The organism is Bacillus sp. MBGLi79 (genome assembly GCF_002953915.1).
This window is the reverse complement of sequence record NZ_CP026521.1, coordinates 3147378-3166277: the sequence shown is the minus strand read 5'-3', so window position 1 is coordinate 3166277 and position 18900 is coordinate 3147378. Positions and strand designations below refer to the sequence as shown.

Here is an 18900-nt window from a genome sequence, read left to right as displayed (position 1 = left end):
TATGATATCTCGACTATATCAAAACCCATTCGTTTCTGATTCGCTCTCACCTTAGCAAGGAGGGTTACAATACTTGAAGGAGAAAGAATTTCAATCGAAGCCGCTGCTAACGAAAAGAGAAAGAGAAGTGTTCGAATTGCTCGTTCAAGATAAGACAACAAAGGAGATTGCAAGCGAGCTATTTATCAGTGAGAAAACCGTTCGAAACCATATTTCAAATGCCATGCAGAAATTGGGTGTGAAAGGGCGTTCGCAAGCCGTTGTTGAGCTTCTTAGAATGGGTGAGCTAGAGCTTTAATTCTTGCCGGTATTCCTTCTTTTCAGGAAGGAGCCGGTTATTGCTGTTTGTTTGGAACATTCGAAACCATATTTTTGAATGCTGTGCAAAACGTAGGCAAGTCATAAAATGAATTTTTTTGCTTGATGTTGTTTGACTAAAGTCCTCTATTTCTCTCCTGTGAGTCTTGCATTTTCTTCAAAAAAGAAGGAAAATAGACACGGAACGCTTTTGTGCGTAAGAGATCCTTGAGTGAGGGATGGACAAATGACATCAAAACCTTTGGAGCATGTTGCGGATATTGAAAAGTCTCTCCGCCACATTGCCGCGATCATTAAGCAAAAAGGACGAGAAATCCTTAACCAATATGCAATTACGCCGCCGCAATTTGTCGGCCTGCAATGGCTTTATGAACTGGGAGATATGACAATCGGCGAACTATCGGGCAAAATGTATCTGGCATGCAGCACGACAACGGACTTAATCGACCGCATGCAAAAAAATGAGCTTGTTGAGCGGGTCAAGGACCCGGCGGACAGACGTGTTGTCCGGATACATCTGCTGCCTGAAGGAGAACGGATTATCCAAGAGGTCATTACAAAAAGGCAGGAATATTTGCGTGATATGTTCGAATCGTTTACAGATGAAGAAATAGCCATCTTCGAAAAGTCTTTGATGAAACTGCAGCATGAAATGAAGAGAAAATGAGGCGATTTTGTTGGAACAACCAATAGGGGTCATTGATTCCGGGGTTGGCGGTTTAACCGTTGCGAAGGAAATCATGAGACAGCTACCTAAAGAAAATATTATCTACGTCGGGGATACGAAACGGTGTCCTTACGGGCCGCGCCCTGAAGAAGAGGTGCTTCAATATACATGGGAGCTGACGAATTATTTACTCGAAAACCACCACATCAAAATGCTCGTGATCGCCTGTAACACAGCAACAGCGATCGCTTTGGATGACATCCAGCGCAGCGTCGGTATACCGGTGGTCGGAGTCATCCAGCCTGGTGCGAGAGCAGCGATAAAAGTGACGGATAATCAGCATATCGGTGTCATCGGCACAGAGAATACGATTAAGAGCAATGCATACGAAGAAGCGCTTTTGGCATTAAATCCTGATTTGAAGGTTGAAAACCTTGCCTGCCCGCTGCTTGTGCCTTTTGTGGAAAGCGGGAAGTTTCTCGACAAAACAGCAGACGAGATTGTCAAAACCTCGCTGTATCCGTTAAAAGACACATCGATTGATTCGTTGATTTTAGGCTGCACCCATTACCCTATTTTAAAAGAAGCCATTCAAAGATATATGGGAGAGCACGTAAACATTATTTCGTCCGGCGATGAAACAGCCCGGGAAGTCAGCACAATTCTCTCTTATAAAGGGCTGCTGAACCAGTCTCCGATTGCCCCGAATCATCAGTTCCTGACAACAGGGGCGCGTGATCAGTTTGCAAAAATCGCAGACGATTGGTTTGGCCATGAAGTGGGGCATGTGGAATGTATCTCACTGCAAGAACCGATTAAAAGATAGTTTTTCCCGCAACGGAATGTTGCGGGTTTTTTCTGTTTTGCCGGAATTCTTCGGTCTATTTCCTAAAGAGGCTCGTATACATAATAGTACAAACATCCTTAGGAGGGAAAAGTATGCTGAAAAAAGGACCTGCAGTCATTGGTGCGACTTGTCTCACCTCTGCCTTGCTTTTATCCGGATGCGGTTTGTTTCAATCTGATAAGGCAGCCAAGGAAATTGATCCGCCTCAAGACGTTACATACGTGAACGATGAAGCGGGGGCTAAGTCAAATACTACAGCAGCCGAAAAAACAGAGAATAAAAAGAGTGATACCGCAAAAACGGATCAAGCCTCATCTGCTGTTATGAGGGAGCTATATCTTATTGATAAAAACGGGTATGTCGTCGCGCAAACGCTGCCTCTTCCTAAAAGTGAGAGCACGGCTAAGCAGGCGCTTGAATACCTCGTACAGGGCGGGCCTGTGTCTGAAATTCTTCCGAATGGCTTCAGAGCAGTATTGCCGGCTGACACAACCGTTAACGTTGACATCAAAAAAGATGGAACCGCGATAGCTGATTTCTCTAATGAGTTCAAAAATTATAAAAAAGAGGACGAACAGAAAATCGTTCAATCTGTGACGTGGACGCTGACGCAATTCAGTTCGATAGATAAAGTGAAGCTGAGAATAAACGGGCATGAACTGAAGGAGATGCCTGTAGGAGGTACGCCGATCTCAGATGATTTAAGCCGCAAAGACGGCATTAATTTGGAAACAGCCGGTGTAAATGATCTCACTGCTACCCACCCGCTGACAGTCTACTATTTGGCGGAAAACGAAGACAGTGAGTACTACGTGCCTGTGACGAAACGAATCGACAATTCGGAAAAAGACGACATTACAGCAGCCATCAATGAATTGGCTAAAGGCCCAAGCAAGGTGAGCGGGCTGTTAACAGACTTCAATGAAGATGTAAAGCTGGTCAGCAAACCGAAAATGAAAGACGGTCGCGTGACGTTGGATTTCAACCAATCTATATTCGGCAGCGCCGATGAGAAGACGAAAATGATTTCTTCAGAAGTGCTGAACAGCATTGTGCTGACGTTAACGGAACAGCCGGATGTAAAAGGCGTCTCTGTTAAAGTGAATGGAAAATCAGAGCTTGTAAACGAAAAAGGCGAAAAGCTCACAGAACCGGTCTCCAGACCTTCTCAAGTGAATACGGGTAGTTTTTAAATTGGGATTTTTGATATACTAGAAAGAAAGAGGTTAGCGTTCCGGCTGCCTCTTTCTTTATTCAATTCCGGGACAAAAATGGTTTATGTACATACAATCGGAGGTAAAACATGAGACATGACGGAAGACAACACGATGAGCTGCGTCCAATCACATTCGATTTGGATTTTATCAGCCATCCGGAAGGTTCTGTTCTAATAACAGCGGGAAATACAAAGGTAATCTGCAACGCGTCTGTTGAGGACCGCGTACCGCCGTTTTTGCGGGGCGGAGGAAAAGGCTGGATTACAGCAGAGTACAGCATGCTGCCGCGGGCAACTAATCAAAGAACAATTAGAGAATCTTCTAAAGGGAAAATTTCCGGCAGAACAATGGAGATCCAACGCCTGATCGGCCGCGCGCTTCGGGCTGTTGTAGATCTGGAAAAGCTCGGTGAACGGACGATTTGGATTGACTGTGATGTCATTCAGGCTGATGGCGGAACAAGAACAGCTTCCATTACAGGTGCATTTCTTGCGATGGCGATTGCCATTGGCAAGCTGATCAAAGCAGGAACAATCAAGACAAATCCGATCACTGATTTTCTCGCTGCGATCTCTGTTGGAATTGATAAGGAACAGGGAATTTTGTTAGATTTAAATTATGAAGAAGATTCCTCTGCTGAAGTTGACATGAATGTCATCATGACAGGCAGCGGCCGTTTCGTGGAACTGCAGGGAACCGGCGAAGAGGCGACTTTTTCAAGGGAGGATCTGAATGGTCTTCTCGGTCTTGCGGAAAAAGGAATTCAAGAGCTGATTGACAAGCAAAAAGAAGTGCTGGGGGATTCTCTGCCAGAACTGAAATAAAGATAGAAAGGCTTGATCATCATGAAAGAAGCAATTATTGCGACACATAATCCGGGAAAGGTGAAGGAATTTAAAGAAATTCTTGAGCCAAAAGGCTATGATGTCAAATCGTTAGCTGAAATTGGATTCACAGAAGAAATTGAAGAAACAGGCCATACATTTGAAGAGAATGCCATTCTGAAAGCAGAAGCTGTTGCCAAAGCAGTGAACAAAATGGTGATTGCGGACGACTCCGGTCTATCCATCGATAATCTTGGCGGCAGACCCGGGGTTTATTCAGCCCGCTATGCAGGGGAACAGAAAGACGACCAGGCAAATATCGATAAAGTGCTCAGCGAGCTGAAAGGAATCGAAAAAGAACAGCGCACCGCCCGTTTCCGCTGCGCATTGGCCGTGAGTATTCCGGGAGAGGAAACAAAAACAGTCGAAGGCCATGTTGAAGGGTATATTGCTGAGGAACCGAGAGGAGAATATGGCTTTGGCTATGACCCAATCTTTATCGTGAAAGATAAAGATAAGACAATGGCTGAACTGACCAGTGATGAAAAAAATAAAATCAGCCATAGGGCTGACGCGCTTAAAAAGCTGTCTAAGCTTTTGGAGGCATAAGGAGGAAGCTTGTACATGAACGTGCTGATTATCAGTGACAGCCATGGGCTTGAAGAAGAACTCCAGACCATTGCGAAACGGCATGAAGCAGAAGTTGACCTTATGATTCATTGCGGAGACTCTGAGCTTGAAACAGGGCATCCTGCATTGGAGCCTTATGCGGTTGTAAAAGGCAATTGCGATTTTATCGGCGATTTTAAGGACGAGCTTCTTCTAACTGCCGGTTCAAGAAAAATACTGGTCACACACGGCCACCTTCACGGTATAAAACAGACCTTGTTAAACGTATACTATCGTGCAGAAGAGCTCGGAGCGGATATTATCTGCTTCGGGCATTCGCACATCGCGGGAAGCGAAGTGCTGCGCGGAAAACTGATGATTAACCCAGGCAGCATCCGGCTTCCAAGGGTGCGCAGGACAGAAAGCTATGCTATACTGACATTAGAAAATGATGCTGCGACAGTCCGTTTTTACGACCAAGCAGGCAATGAAATTGAGGATCTGCAAAACCGAGTCACACTATGAAAATGTCATGAGGAAGAAAATTTTCTTCCTCATGAAAAAAATTCTAAAAAACCGTTGACTTATTGTTGCATCCCATATATAATAAATCTTGTCGCTGATAGTTAAAGCGAAAAACAAAAAACAAAACGTGTCCCAGTAGCTCAGCTGGATAGAGCAACGGCCTTCTAAGCCGTCGGTCGGGAGTTCGAATCTCTCCTGGGACGTACCAAAAAGAAAAACCTCAAATCCATTTAGGATTTGAGGTTTTTTGTTGTCGGTCTATGATTTTTATTTATTATTTAACGGATCATCATCCAAGCCGTCAACTTTTCCTTCTTTATTCAGACGAGGTTCTTCTTTTTTCACAGTTTCAGAAATATGTTCATTTTCTTCAACAGTGCGTTTACCGACAACCACTTCATCAGTGACAACCGGTTTTTTAGTCACTTCCAGCTTTTCCTCAACGATTGGAACTCTGATCTCTTCCGAATCGTTGACGGGAGCAGCGTCCGTTTTATTTTCATCTACTGGACGGCGTTCCACATAAATTTCATCATGTCTCACCGGGATATCCATATCTCTTTTTTCTGTTTTTACTTCTTTTCCTATCTCTACTTCACCGGTTTGAACGTCTTCTTTATCGACTTTCAGCTGTTCTTCCCGGAGCGGCATCGTTTTTTCTTCCTTCGTTGTATAATCCGCCATTTCATTTGTGCTTGAAAAGCCGCCTGAAAGGGCACTGCCGTTATCAAGAGGAGCATTTACATCTGCATCTGTATCGACGGCTACCAGGAGTTTTCCGTCATCCAAATCTTCTTGATACTTGTCTATTTCATCCGTTTTAATATCCAAATCGGATAATGCTTTGCTGTGTGCAGCAGTATCATCCATTGTGAAATAATCTTTCAGTTTATCGAAAAAAGATTCAGATTCGCCCTGATGTGCATCGATGGCTTGATTGACCTCTGTTCCTGTACGTGACTCCAAATAATCTGTATCTCGCCGGCTTGTTACAACAGAGATGTCGTCAGAATCATAGCCTTTTGTGAGTAAGCCTTCAATCGCTGCGATGGTTTCCTGCGGAGTTTCGAATACACCAACTATGCTTTTCATATCAATCTCCTCCTTTATGAATTTGCATGATATCGTTCATGTCGTTTGTAATTCCCGATGCTCTTTGAATTAAACAAAATTGAAAACATTGGCGGGTATCAAAAGGGTGAAATGTGTGTGAATATCAAAAAAGATAGATAAGACAGACTTTCCTCTGTCTTATCTATCTTCATAGTTGCAGCTCCTTTGTCATAAACACACTGTTCGGATCTTCAACATAGTCTGCAAACGGTTCGCAATACTGAAAACCAAAGCTTTCATACAATTTTCTTGCCGGCTCAAATGAAGCCATTGAACCCGTTTCTAAGCTTAGTCGCTCATAACCTCGCTTCTCGGCTTCTTCAATGATGTGCTGGAGAACTTGTTTGGCAACGCCTTTTCTTAAATGTGATGCAGATGTTCGCATTGATTTGATTTCTCCATGCCGGCTGTCCAGTTCTTTTAGCGCTCCGCAGCCGGCTAGTTCATCGCCCTCCCATGCGCTCCAAAATGTTATTTCAGGCTCTCTTAGTTTCTCTAAACCTAAGGCATGAGTGCTTTCTGGCGGGGACATAAGCGTCATGCTATGTAAATGCTCATTCACAAGTGAGACCACCTGACGTCCAGTTAAATCGTCTATTTTTATATGCAATTTTATTCCTCCTCAAACATTGATCTTAATCATATTTCATCCTGTTTCCAACTATAAAGACAGAAAACCTGACAGTATTGAAGCCAATATATGAGTTGCAAAAGATGTTTGAAAGCAAAAAAAGAGGCCGAAATCGTTGTTCGGCCCTTGCAGTCTTCTTTAATATCTAAAGCCTCCATGCACACCGGCTGTTCCGCTAAAACCGCCGACATGTGTCGCCGGAATACTGAACCCGCCGCTATGGCCGCTGAAGCCAGTGCCTGAAAATTGCTGCCCGAAAAAATCTGAAGTGTATGGATAAGAGGAGTACATAGTAGAGGGAGTGGTCAACGGGCTGTATGCCTGGCTGAACGGCTGTCCGTATCCGTAGCCTCCAAATGGCTGCTGGCTTTGCTGGTAAAAGGCAGGGGTAGCAGGATAATGCTGTTGTGGGAAGCTGGGGAAGCTTGGAAAGCCCGCAGGAAATCCTTGCATGTCTGCAAATGATTTATTCATCGTATCACCTTTTCTGTGCAAGATACCATTAATGTATGCCGAGGGAACAAGGGGAGTGCCTATCCGAATTGAAATGGTTTGCAAGAGGATCTGTCAGATTCAATTCCGATACGAATCATAGCGTGTTATAAAATCTTACACGTTTATGTAAAATTGAATTATTCTGGTGTATCCTTGATAGATTAATAAAAAAATTATAAAAACTTTTAACATTTACAATTCCTTTTGTACCAATAATGAAAGCGTATACAATATAGATTGATTAATCAAAATTGTCTAATAATTTTAAAAAATGCTGTTGACACTGCGTCCAAAGCGGCGTAATATGAGTTCAACAAAAGATAACGCAAGCTTCACAAGCGAAAATGATCGCAATATGATTCTGAAAAATTGAAAACAATCGACCTTCATTGAACTGCTTGCAAGCCGTTCTGAAGGGTGAATATGAAAAGCGCAGATGAGGATAAGTAGCCTTGATAAAGCTTTCCACAGAGAACCGGGTTAGCTGAGAACCGGTGAAACTTTACAAGGTGAACTCGCCTCAGAGTGCCAGTCTGAAATGACAGTAGGACTTGGCCGGGTGAACTTGATTCACTCGTTACTAAAGCGGATAGAAATATCCATGAGACGGCCGACTAAGGCCGTAAACAAGGGTGGTACCGCGGAAAGAAAAGCCTTTTCGCCCCTTTTAGCTATCGCAGTTACTGCGCGGCTGATTGTGGGTGGAAGGGCTTTTTTTATTGAATAATCAGCTATCTAGCTAATGAAAAGATGATCTTTAAAGGATGAAAATCCAAAAGGAGGAACTAAAATGAGGACTAATGTACAGGTGGATTCAGCATCTGCCAAATGTACACAGACGATGAGCGGAGCATTAATGCTGATTGAATCATTAAAAAAAGAGAAAGTAGAAATGATTTTCGGTTATCCGGGCGGGGCTGTGCTTCCGATTTACGATAAGCTATACAATTCAGGGTTGGTACATATCCTTCCCCGTCACGAACAAGGCGCGATTCATGCAGCGGAAGGATACGCAAGAGTCACTGGAAAACCGGGTGTCGTTATCGCCACATCAGGACCGGGAGCGACAAACCTTGTTACAGGCCTTGCTGATGCCATGATTGATTCATTGCCGTTAGTTGTCTTTACAGGGCAGGTGGCAACCTCTGTTATCGGGAGTGATGCATTTCAGGAAGCAGACATTCTAGGGATTACGATGCCGGTGACAAAACACAGCTACCAGGTTCGCCAGCCGGAAGATCTGCCGCGAATCATTAAAGAAGCGTTCCATATTGCAACAACTGGAAGACCCGGACCTGTATTGATTGATATTCCGAAAGATGTAGCAACAATTGAAGGAGAATTCAGCTACGATCATGAGATGAATCTCCCGGGATACCAGCCGACAACAGAGCCGAATTACTTGCAGATCCGCAAGCTAGTAGAAGCCGTGAGCAGTGCGAAGAAACCGGTGATCCTGGCGGGTGCGGGCGTACTGCACGGAAAAGCGTCAGAAGAATTAAAAAATTATGTCGAACAGCAGCAAATCCCTGTGGCGCACACCCTTTTGGGGCTTGGAGGCTTCCCGGCTGACCATCCGCTTTTCTTGGGGATGGCGGGAATGCACGGCACGTATACAGCCAATATGGCTCTTCATGATTGTGATCTGTTAATCAGCATCGGCGCCCGTTTTGATGACCGTGTCACAGGAAACCTGAAACACTTTGCCAGAAACGCAAAGATTGCCCACATCGATATTGATCCAGCTGAAATCGGAAAAATCATGAAAACACAGATTCCTGTAGTCGGAGACAGCAAAATTGTCCTGCAGGAGCTGATCAAACAAGATGGCAAACCAAGTGATTCAAGCGAATGGAAAAAACAGCTCGCCGAATGGAAAGAAGAGTATCCGCTCTGGTATGAAGATAATGAAGAAGAGGGTTTTAAACCTCAGAAATTGATTGAATATATTCATCAATTTACAAAAGGAGAAGCCATTGTCGCCACGGATGTAGGCCAGCATCAAATGTGGTCAGCGCAATTTTATCCGTTCCAAAAAGCAGATAAATGGGTTACGTCAGGCGGACTTGGAACGATGGGATTCGGCCTTCCGGCGGCGATCGGTGCACAGCTGGCTGATAAAGATGCCACTGTCGTCGCGGTTGTCGGAGACGGCGGTTTCCAAATGACGCTTCAAGAACTCGATGTCATTCGCGAATTAAATCTTCCGGTCAAGGTAGTGATTTTAAATAACGCTTGTCTCGGAATGGTCAGACAGTGGCAGGAAATTTTCTATGAAGAACGCTATTCAGAATCTAAATTCGCTTCTCAGCCTGACTTCGTCAAATTGTCCGAAGCATACGGCATTAAAGGCATCAGAATTTCATCAGAAGCGGAAGCGAAGGAAAAGCTGGAAGAGGCATTAACGTCTAGAGAACCTGTTGTCATTGATGTGCGGGTTGCCAGCGAAGAAAAAGTATTCCCGATGGTGGCTCCGGGAAAAGGGCTGCATGAAATGGTGGGGGTGAAACCTTGAAAAGAATTATCACATTGACTGTGGTGAACCGCTCAGGCGTGTTAAACCGGATCACCGGTCTATTTACAAAAAGGCATTACAACATTGAAAGCATTACAGTCGGACACACAGAAACAGCAGGCGTTTCCAGAATCACCTTTGTCGTTCACGTTGAAGGTGAAAATGATGTTGAACAGTTAACAAAACAGCTCAACAAACAGATTGATGTGCTGAAAGTCACAGACATCACAAATCAATCGATTGTCCAGAGGGAGCTGGCCTTAATCAAGGTCGTCTCCGCACCTTCAACGAGAACAGAGATTAATGGAATCATAGAACCGTTCAGAGCCTCTGTCGTCGATGTCAGCAGAGACAGCATCGTTGTTCAGGTGACAGGCGAATCTAACAAAGTTGAAGCGCTTATTGAATTGTTGAAACCTTATGGCATTAAAGAAATCGCGAGAACAGGTACAACGGCTTTTGCGAGGGGTACCCAGCAAAAGGCGTCATCCAATAAAACAATATCTATTGTATAAAACATAACAAGGGAGAGATTGAAATGGTAAAAGTATATTATAACGGTGATATCAAAGAGAACGTATTGGCAGGCAAAACAGTAGCGGTTATCGGATACGGTTCGCAAGGCCACGCACATGCCTTGAACCTTAAAGAAAGCGGAGTAGACGTGATCGTCGGTGTTAGACAAGGAAAATCTTTCACGCAGGCCCAAGAAGACGGACATAAAGTATTTTCAGTAAAAGAAGCGGCAGCCCAAGCTGAAATCATCATGGTTCTGCTTCCTGATGAACAGCAGCAAAAAGTATACGAAGCTGAAATCAAAGATGAATTGACAGCAGGAAAATCATTAGTATTTGCTCACGGATTTAACGTGCATTTCCATCAAATTGTTCCTCCGGCGGATGTAGATGTATTCTTGGTAGCGCCTAAAGGTCCGGGACACTTGGTCAGAAGAACATATGAGCAAGGAGCCGGCGTACCTGCATTGTTCGCAATCTATCAAGATGTGACAGGAGAAGCTAGAGACAAAGCCCTCGCATATGCAAAAGGAATCGGCGGCGCAAGAGCGGGCGTATTAGAAACGACATTTAAGGAAGAAACAGAAACAGATTTGTTCGGTGAGCAGGCGGTTCTTTGCGGCGGATTAAGCGCGCTTGTCAAAGCAGGATTTGAAACATTAACTGAAGCAGGTTATCAGCCTGAACTTGCATACTTCGAGTGTCTTCATGAGCTGAAATTAATCGTAGACCTTATGTACGAAGAAGGACTTGCAGGAATGAGATATTCAATTTCTGACACAGCACAGTGGGGAGATTTCGTATCAGGACCTCGCGTTGTGGATGCTAAAGTAAAAGAATCGATGAAAGAAGTATTAAAAGATATCCAAAACGGTACATTCGCAAAAGAATGGATCGTCGAAAACCAAGTAAACCGTCCTCGTTTCAATGCTATCAATGCGAGCGAGAACGAGCATCAAATCGAAGTAGTGGGAAGAAAGCTTCGTGAAATGATGCCGTTTGTGAAACAAGGCAAGAAAAAGGAAGCGGTGGTCTCCGTTGCGCAAAATTAATTTTTTCGATACGACGCTTCGTGATGGTGAACAGTCCCCTGGAGTGAACTTGAATACACAGGAGAAACTTGCCATAGCTAAGCAGCTCGAAAGACTCGGGGCAGATATCATTGAAGCGGGATTTCCCGCTTCGTCCCGAGGTGACTTTTTAGCTGTTCAGGAAATCGCTAGAACCATTAAAAATTGTTCAGTGACTGGTCTGGCCCGTTGTGTAAAAGGTGATATTGATGCTGCTTGGGAAGCGTTGAAGGATGGTGCTTACCCGAGAATTCATGTTTTTATCGCCACATCGGACATTCATTTGAAACACAAGCTGAAAATGACACGTGAGCAAGTCATTGAAAGAGCAGTTGAAATGGTGACATACGCAAAAGAACGTTTTCCGGTTGTGCAGTGGTCAGCTGAAGATGCCTGCCGCACTGAGCTGCCGTTTCTGGCAGAAATCGTCGAGAAAGTGATTGACGCAGGCGCCAGTGTTATCAATCTTCCAGACACTGTCGGCTACCTGGCTCCAGCGGAATACGGAAATATCTTTAAATATATGAAGGAAAACGTTCCGAACATTCACAAAGCAAAGCTTTCAGCTCATTGTCATGATGATTTGGGAATGGCAGTTGCTAACTCTCTTGCTGCGATTGAAAATGGCGCTGATCAAATTGAATGCGCTGTGAACGGGATCGGTGAAAGAGCCGGAAACGCGGCATTAGAGGAAATTGCCGTTGCCCTTCATATCAGAAAAGATTTCTACCAAGTTGAAACAGGAATTACATTGAACGAGATTAAGAGAACAAGCGATTTAGTAAGCAAGCTGACCGGCATGGCTGTCCCGCGCAATAAAGCAGTTGTGGGCGATAATGCATTTGCTCATGAATCAGGCATCCATCAGGACGGCTTTTTAAAAGAGAAATCAACTTATGAAATTATTTCGCCGGAGCTTGTCGGTGTAACCGCAGATGCGCTTGTCCTAGGTAAACATTCTGGACGCCACGCATTTAAAGACCGGTTGACTGCTTTAGGATTCCAATTTGACAGTGAAGAGATTAATAAATTCTTTACGATGTTTAAAGAGTTGACTGAGAAGAAAAAAGAAATCACTGATGAGGATCTTGTTTCTCTTATTTTAGAAGAAAAAGTAACAGATCGCAAGATTGGGTATGAATTTCTTTCTCTGCAAGTACATTACGGAACTAGTCAGGTCCCTACGGCTACTCTTTCTTTGAAAAATCAAGAAAACGCAGAGCTTATTCAGGAAGCTGCAACTGGGGCCGGAAGTGTGGAAGCAATCTACAACACGCTTGAGCGCTGCATCGATAAAGACGTGGAGCTCTTAGACTACCGCATTCAGTCTAACAGAAAAGGCGAAGATGCATTTGCCCAGGTGTATGTAAGAGTTTTGGTGAACGGAAAAGAATCAGCAGGGCGGGGCATAGCGCAAGACGTATTAGAAGCATCAGCGAAAGCCTATTTGAACGCAGTAAACCGTCAATTGGTTTTCGAGTCGAATATGAGCGGACTGAAAAACCACACAGCTGTCGGATCATAAAAGAAAGGAGAACGGTTAATTTGAAGAAACGTATTGCTCTATTGCCCGGAGACGGGATCGGCCCTGAAGTATTAGAATCAGCGACAGACGTACTGAAAAGTGTTGCCGAACGCTTTAACCATGAATTTGAATTTGAATATGGCCTGATTGGAGGGGCGGCGATTGACAAACATAACAACCCCCTCCCAGAGGAAACCGTTGCCGCTTGTAAAAATGCAGACGCAATATTGCTTGGCGCTGTCGGCGGACCGAAATGGGATCAAAACCCTTCGGAGCTGAGACCGGAAAAAGGGCTGCTCAGCATCAGAAAACAGCTTGATTTGTTTGCGAATTTACGGCCAGTGAAGGTGTTTGAAAGCCTTTCTGACGCTTCGCCTTTGAAAAAAGAATACATCGATCATGTTGATTTTGTTATCGTCCGAGAGCTGACAGGCGGCTTGTATTTCGGCCAGCCGAGCAAACGCTATGTAAACACTGAAGGAGAGCAGGAAGCAGTAGACACCCTGTTTTATAAGCGGACGGAAATTGAACGCGTGATCAGAGAGGGCTTTAAAATGGCAGCAGCCAGAAAAGGAAAAGTAACCTCTGTTGATAAAGCAAACGTTCTAGAATCAAGCAGACTGTGGCGTGAAGTGGCTGAGGACGTTGCAAAAGATTTTCCTGATGTAAAGCTGGAGCACATGCTTGTGGATAATGCAGCCATGCAGCTGATTTATGCACCGAATCAATTTGATGTCGTGGTGACTGAAAATATGTTTGGTGACATTTTAAGCGATGAAGCGTCGATGCTTACAGGCTCACTCGGAATGCTCCCGTCAGCCAGCCTATCAAGCTCAGGTCTTCATCTGTTTGAGCCTGTTCATGGCTCCGCGCCTGATATTGCCGGCAAAGGGATGGCAAATCCATTCGCGGCCATATTGTCAGCGGCAATGCTTTTGAGAACATCTTTCGGGCTTGAAGAGGAAGCGAAAGCTGTAGAAGATGCGGTAAACAAAGTCTTGGCTTCCGGAAAAAGAACAAGAGACTTGGCACGGGGTGAAGAGTTCAGCAGCACTCAGGCCATTACGGAGGAAGTTAAGGCAGCAATCATGAGTGAAAATACAATTTCTAATGTGTGACAGCTTACGATAAGCGGTCTTAGTTCATAGGTAGAGGGAGGAAATAAAGATGATGCCTCGAACAATCATCGAAAAGATTTGGGATCAGCATATTGTAAAACATGGTGAGGGAAAACCCGATCTTCTCTATATTGATTTGCATCTCATTCATGAGGTGACGTCACCTCAGGCATTTGAAGGTTTGAGACAAAAGGGAAGAAAGGTCAGAAGACCCCAAAACACATTTGCGACAATGGACCATAACATCCCGACCGTCAATCGTTTTGAGATAAAGGATGAAGTTGCGAAACGCCAAGTAACGGCGCTTGAAAGAAACTGTGAAGAATTTGGCGTGCGCCTTGCCGATCTTCACAGTGTGGATCAAGGGATTGTCCATGTCGTCGGCCCTGAACTGGGCTTAACGCTTCCAGGGAAAACGATCGTGTGCGGCGACAGTCATACATCAACACATGGCGCTTTCGGCGCTCTTGCATTCGGAATCGGGACGAGTGAAGTTGAACATGTCCTTTCCACACAGACTCTTTGGCAGCAGCGTCCGAAAACACTTGAAGTGCGCGTAGATGGAACGCTTCAAAAAGGGGTAACGGCAAAGGATGTCATTCTAGCTGTCATCGGCAAATACGGTGTGAAATTCGGCACTGGCTACGTCATTGAATACACTGGGGAAGTATTCAGAAATATGACGATGGATGAACGAATGACCGTTTGCAACATGTCAATTGAAGCAGGAGCAAGAGCAGGTTTGATTGCACCTGACGAGGTAACATTTGAATATTGCAAAAACCGCAAGTACACGCCAAAAGGCGAAGAATTTGACAAGGCTGTAGAGGAATGGAAAGCGCTGCGCACAGACCCGGGCGCTGTTTACGATAAATCTATCGTCCTTGACGGCAACGACATTTCTCCTATGGTGACATGGGGCATTAACCCGGGAATGGTTCTTCCTGTTGATTCTGAAGTTCCTGCGCCGGAAAGCTTTTCTGCAGAAGATGACAAAAAAGAAGCGATTAGAGCTTATGAATATATGGGGCTGACTCCCCATCAGAAAATCGAAGACATTAAAGTGGAGCACGTATTTATCGGTTCCTGCACAAATTCCCGCATGACTGACCTTCGTCAGGCTGCTGATATGATCAAAGGGAAGAAGGTAGCTGACAGCGTTAGAGCCATCGTCGTGCCAGGATCCCAAAGTGTGAAGCTTCAGGCTGAACAAGAAGGGCTTGACCAGATTTTCTTGGAAGCTGGATTTGAGTGGAGAGAGTCAGGCTGCAGCATGTGTTTGAGTATGAATAATGATGTTGTTCCTGAGGGAGAGCGCTGTGCGTCAACCTCTAACCGCAACTTTGAGGGCAGACAAGGAAAAGGTGCAAGAACACATCTCGTCAGCCCGGCAATGGCTGCGATGGCTGCCATTCACGGACACTTCGTTGATGTCAGAAAGTTTTATCAGGAAAAAACAGTTGTGTAAGGAGTGCGCGAGATGGAACCTTTGAAATCACATACGGGGAAAGCGGCCGTATTAAATCGGATCAATGTTGATACAGACCAGATTATTCCTAAACAATTTTTGAAGCGGATTGAAAGAACAGGCTACGGGCGTTTTGCATTTTTTGACTGGAGATATGATGCGAATGGTGAACCGAACCCTGAATTTGAATTAAACCAGCCTGTTTATCAAGGAGCTTCCATTTTAATAGCAGGAGAAAACTTCGGCTGTGGATCATCGCGCGAACACGCTCCGTGGGCGCTCGATGATTATGGGTTTAAAATTATCATTGCGCCGTCATTTGCTGATATTTTCCATCAGAACTGCTTTAAAAACGGGATGCTTCCGATCCGCATGCCATATGACAATTGGAAACAGCTAGTCAGCCAGTATGAAAACCAGTCATTGCAAATGACTGTTGACCTTGAAAATCAGCTGATTCATGACAGTGAAGGCAATCAAATTTCATTTGAAGTCGATCCGCATTGGAAAGAGATGCTCATCAACGGCTATGATGAAATTTCATTAACGCTGCTGCTTGAAGATGAAATCAAGCTATTTGAATCGAAAAGAAGCTCTTGGCTTCAAGCCTGAAGAAGCGGCCGGTCTTTGTCCGGCGGCTTTTTTTGCCTGGTGAAACCTTTCATTTCTTGTGTTTGTTCACAGGTGTTGATACACTTGAACAAAATAAATGCCTGAAAGGAATATAGGTATGACGCATGACAAGAAAAACGCAAAAATTATTCCTTTTCCTCATCTGAAAGACCGCCTCGTGGAAAAAGGGATGTCATCACTCAAGGAAAAAAAGTATCAAGAAGCGCTTGAGCTGTTTTCTGAAGCAATGAAATATGATGATACTGAGTCTGATCTTCACTTAGGGATGGCTATCTGCTTTTTAGAGCTGGGCGAGCTGGAAGAGGCAAAAAGTGTGTGCGAGAAGATGCTCAAAGAAGGTTATGGCCATTATTTTACGGTTTTGCAGGTGTACATGACCATCTTAATTCAGCTCAAAAAATACGAAGAAGTCAAAAGCACTATTGAAGCCGTTTTGGAAGAAAATCAGCTGCCGGCAGAAAGCGCTGAGCAATTTTACAAGCTGCTTGATTTCAGCCGGAAAATGACCGATCCGGATCGAGAGGACGAGGCTTGGGACGAAGAATACGAGGATACAATTGACACCGAGAAAGTGCTGGCAAGCCCTGAGGAGCAAATGAATCTCATTCATTCCTTAAAAGACCGTAACGTAGCAAAGTATACAGGGTTGCTCAAAACAATCCTTCAAGACCCCTCAGCCCACCCGATTATCAAAACGATGATTGTTATGCTGTTGTCCGAGCATGAGTACAGTAAACCTGTGCACATTAGTAAATTTGGCGAGTCGTTGACAATTGAACCGTCTGAGATTGTCCCGCCTGATGCCGCTCCGATTCTGCACCGTGTTCTCAGGGTGCTGGATGAGACACTTGGAAATGAAAATCCAACCTTATATGCGGCAGTAGAAGAATTGTGGAGAAGACATTTATACGTTTTATATCCGTTCCAGCCGAAATTGCTGTCGGCTGATCTTTGGGCGGCTGCCCTGCATAAAGTCGGCTACGAGATGCACGGGATTGAAATTGAAAGAGAAGAACTTCATATGATGTATGAATTTACCGACAGAGAACTCGATGAAGCTTGCACAATGATAAAAGATATTGAAGAAATTTCTTATTTGTAAATCACGCCATATAGTTGAAAGCGCTATGTGTTATGTTATAATATAGTGGTTGTATTTGTGTATAACGGGTTATAAGAAATACGGTTGGACAGGCTTTGCAGTTCATTATTAACATCTATACATAATGATTCTGATCTTTGGCAGCTTTGTTTTTGTTGGACGAAGCCGAATGATTGCTTTAGAATGGAAGACCGACACAACCTGAATAGATTTTTGGAGGGAAACACATGTCTGTAAAATGGGAAAAACAAGAAGGCAACGAAGGCGTTTTAACGGTTGAAGTTGATGCTGAAACGTTTAAAACAGCACTTGATGATGCATTTAAAAAAGTAGTAAAACAAGTTTCAATTCCTGGATTCCGTAAAGGTAAAATTCCTCGCGGATTATTCGAACAGCGCTTTGGCGTAGAAGCTCTTTACCAAGATGCTTTGGATATTCTTCTTCCTGTAGAATACCCTAAAGCGGTTGAAGAAGCTGGCATCGAGCCTGTAGACCGTCCTGAAATCGATGTTGAAAAAATCGAAAAAGGCGAAAGCTTAATCTTCACTGCGAAAGTAACAGTAAAACCTGAAGTGAAGCTTGGCGACTACAAAGGCTTAGGCGTTGAAAAAGACGACACAACTGTAACTGACGAAGATGTTCAAAACGAACTAAAAGCGCTTCAAGAGCGTCAAGCTGAGCTTGTTGTAAAAGAAGAAGGCGCTGTTGAAGAAGGAAACACAGTTGTTCTTGATTTCGAAGGATTCGTTGACGGCGAAGCATTCGAAGGCGGAAAAGCTGAAAACTACTCTTTAGAAGTAGGTTCTGGTTCATTCATCCCTGGCTTCGAAGATCAATTAGTTGGCCTTGAAGCAGGTGCTGAGAAGGATGTTGAAGTGACATTCCCTGAAGAGTACCACGCTGAAGATCTTGCAGGCAAACCAGCTGTGTTCAAAGTGAAAATTCACGAAATCAAAGCGAAAGAGCTTCCTGAGCTTGACGATGAATTCGCTAAAGATATCGATGAAGAAGTGGAAACACTCGCTGAATTAACTGAAAAAACTAAGAAACGTTTAGAAGAAGCGAAAGAAAATGAAGCTGACGCTAAATTGCGTGAAGAGCTTGTTCTGAAAGCTTCTGAAAATGCTGAAATCGATGTGCCGCAAGCAATGGTCGACACTGAGCTTGACCGCATGCTGAAAGAATTCGAGCAGCGTCTGCAAATGCAAGGCATGAACCTTGAGCTTTACACTCAATTCTCAGGCCAAGATGAAGCTGCGTTAAAAGAGCAAATGAAAGAAGATGCTGAAAAACGCGTAAAATCTAACCTGACTCTTGAGGCGATTGCGAAAGCGGAAAACCTTGAAGTATCAGATGAGGAAGTTGAAGCTGAGCTTACTAAAATGGCTGAAGCATACAACATGCCTGTTGAAAATATTAAACAAGCCATCGGTTCTACTGACGCGATGAAAGAAGATTTAAAAGTTCGCAAAGCAATTGATTTTCTTGTAGAAAACCGTTAATATGGTGCATAATAATAGTAATAATAAAACAGGGCGCGAATCATTCGTGCCTTGTTTTGTACAATTATGAGTTATCTCTTTTTCTTGGGGCAAGATAGTTAATGCAGGGCAGTTTTTTGTCATACATATAGAATGTGCAAGTCAGAAACACATTGTTACCGTCTTTTTGGAAAGTATGGTAAAATGCAATACATACTCGTTTCGTT

19 protein-coding genes, 1 tRNA gene and 1 other annotated feature are annotated in these 18900 nt (G+C 44.1%); of the genes, 17 read left to right on the top strand and 3 right to left on the bottom strand.

The window, feature by feature from the left end; all coding sequences use genetic code 11:
- The first annotated feature begins 73 nt into the window (after positions 1-73).
- From gerE to C1T29_RS16110, 8 genes are all read left to right on the top strand, one after another.
- Positions 74-298, top strand: a complete 225-nt coding sequence (gerE, locus tag C1T29_RS16145; protein ID WP_003184172.1) for a spore germination transcription factor GerE — start codon at positions 74-76, stop codon at positions 296-298.
- A gap of 246 nt (positions 299-544) precedes the next feature.
- The gene (locus C1T29_RS16140; RefSeq protein WP_003229573.1) at positions 545-985 is read left to right on the top strand and encodes a MarR family winged helix-turn-helix transcriptional regulator; all 441 of its coding nucleotides are present in this window, start codon (positions 545-547) and stop codon (positions 983-985) included.
- Between the two features lie 7 nt (positions 986-992).
- On the top strand, positions 993-1811 hold the full coding sequence (gene racE / locus C1T29_RS16135; protein WP_095432381.1) for a glutamate racemase: 819 nt from the start codon (positions 993-995) through the stop codon (positions 1809-1811).
- Positions 1812-1924: 113 nt separating this feature from the next.
- Positions 1925-3025, top strand: a complete 1101-nt coding sequence (gene gerM, locus C1T29_RS16130) for a spore germination protein GerM (RefSeq protein WP_014664884.1) — start codon at positions 1925-1927, stop codon at positions 3023-3025.
- A 110-nt stretch (positions 3026-3135) separates the two neighbouring features.
- Positions 3136-3873, top strand: a complete 738-nt coding sequence (gene rph / locus C1T29_RS16125; protein ID WP_003246039.1) for a ribonuclease PH — start codon at positions 3136-3138, stop codon at positions 3871-3873.
- A 12-nt stretch (positions 3874-3885) separates the two neighbouring features.
- Positions 3886-4482 carry an XTP/dITP diphosphatase gene (locus tag C1T29_RS16120; protein ID WP_080429044.1) on the top strand — a complete coding sequence of 199 codons (597 nt, stop codon included), beginning with the start codon at positions 3886-3888 and terminating at the stop codon, positions 4480-4482.
- A 15-nt stretch (positions 4483-4497) separates the two neighbouring features.
- Positions 4498-5007, top strand: coding sequence for a metallophosphoesterase (locus tag C1T29_RS16115; protein WP_103749931.1), 510 nt, complete (start codon positions 4498-4500; stop codon positions 5005-5007).
- Between the two features lie 129 nt (positions 5008-5136).
- Positions 5137-5210, top strand: a tRNA-Arg gene (locus tag C1T29_RS16110).
- A 64-nt stretch (positions 5211-5274) separates the two neighbouring features.
- Here the strand turns inward: C1T29_RS16110 and C1T29_RS16105 are convergent.
- The 3 genes from C1T29_RS16105 to cotQ all read right to left on the bottom strand — a co-directional run bounded on the left by C1T29_RS16105 (position 5275) and on the right by cotQ (position 7225).
- The gene (locus C1T29_RS16105) at positions 5275-6099 is read right to left on the bottom strand and encodes a YsnF/AvaK domain-containing protein (RefSeq protein WP_103749932.1); all 825 of its coding nucleotides are present in this window, start codon (positions 6097-6099) and stop codon (positions 5275-5277) included.
- Positions 6100-6268: 169 nt separating this feature from the next.
- Complete coding sequence (locus C1T29_RS16100; protein ID WP_014664879.1) at positions 6269-6730, bottom strand: GNAT family N-acetyltransferase; 462 nt, start codon at positions 6728-6730, stop codon at positions 6269-6271.
- 159 nt (positions 6731-6889) lie between these two features.
- A complete protein-coding gene (cotQ, locus tag C1T29_RS16095) occupies positions 6890-7225 on the bottom strand; it encodes an inner spore coat protein CotQ (RefSeq protein WP_103749933.1) in 336 nt (111 codons plus the stop codon).
- Between the two features lie 445 nt (positions 7226-7670).
- Positions 7671-7915, top strand: a binding site (T-box leader).
- A 121-nt stretch (positions 7916-8036) separates the two neighbouring features.
- Between cotQ and ilvB the strand changes: the two genes are divergently transcribed.
- From ilvB to tig, 9 genes are all read left to right on the top strand, one after another.
- Positions 8037-9761, top strand: coding sequence for an acetolactate synthase large subunit (gene ilvB / locus C1T29_RS16090; protein ID WP_103749934.1), 1725 nt, complete (start codon positions 8037-8039; stop codon positions 9759-9761).
- Complete coding sequence (gene ilvN, locus C1T29_RS16085) at positions 9758-10276, top strand: acetolactate synthase small subunit (RefSeq protein WP_069150004.1); 519 nt, start codon at positions 9758-9760, stop codon at positions 10274-10276. Before ilvB ends, ilvN begins: the two co-directional genes overlap by 4 nt.
- A gap of 23 nt (positions 10277-10299) precedes the next feature.
- Positions 10300-11328: a ketol-acid reductoisomerase gene (gene ilvC / locus C1T29_RS16080; RefSeq protein ID WP_003222549.1), complete on the top strand. Its 1029-nt coding sequence runs from the start codon at positions 10300-10302 to the stop codon at positions 11326-11328.
- Complete coding sequence (locus C1T29_RS16075) at positions 11315-12871, top strand: 2-isopropylmalate synthase (RefSeq protein ID WP_040082253.1); 1557 nt, start codon at positions 11315-11317, stop codon at positions 12869-12871. The genes ilvC and C1T29_RS16075 overlap by 14 nt, the downstream gene beginning before the upstream one ends.
- 20 nt (positions 12872-12891) lie before the next feature.
- On the top strand, positions 12892-13989 hold the full coding sequence (leuB, locus tag C1T29_RS16070; protein ID WP_014664871.1) for a 3-isopropylmalate dehydrogenase: 1098 nt from the start codon (positions 12892-12894) through the stop codon (positions 13987-13989).
- A 49-nt stretch (positions 13990-14038) separates the two neighbouring features.
- Positions 14039-15457: a 3-isopropylmalate dehydratase large subunit gene (leuC, locus tag C1T29_RS16065; protein ID WP_014664870.1), complete on the top strand. Its 1419-nt coding sequence runs from the start codon at positions 14039-14041 to the stop codon at positions 15455-15457.
- 12 nt (positions 15458-15469) lie between these two features.
- Positions 15470-16069, top strand: coding sequence for a 3-isopropylmalate dehydratase small subunit (gene leuD / locus C1T29_RS16060; protein ID WP_014664869.1), 600 nt, complete (start codon positions 15470-15472; stop codon positions 16067-16069).
- Between the two features lie 118 nt (positions 16070-16187).
- Positions 16188-17192 (top strand): DNA damage checkpoint antagonist DdcA, encoded by a 1005-nt coding sequence (gene ddcA, locus C1T29_RS16055; RefSeq protein ID WP_095432375.1) that lies wholly within the window; start codon positions 16188-16190, stop codon positions 17190-17192.
- A 227-nt stretch (positions 17193-17419) separates the two neighbouring features.
- Positions 17420-18694, top strand: coding sequence for a trigger factor (gene tig, locus C1T29_RS16050; RefSeq protein WP_095432374.1), 1275 nt, complete (start codon positions 17420-17422; stop codon positions 18692-18694).
- Positions 18695-18900 lie beyond the last annotated feature (206 nt).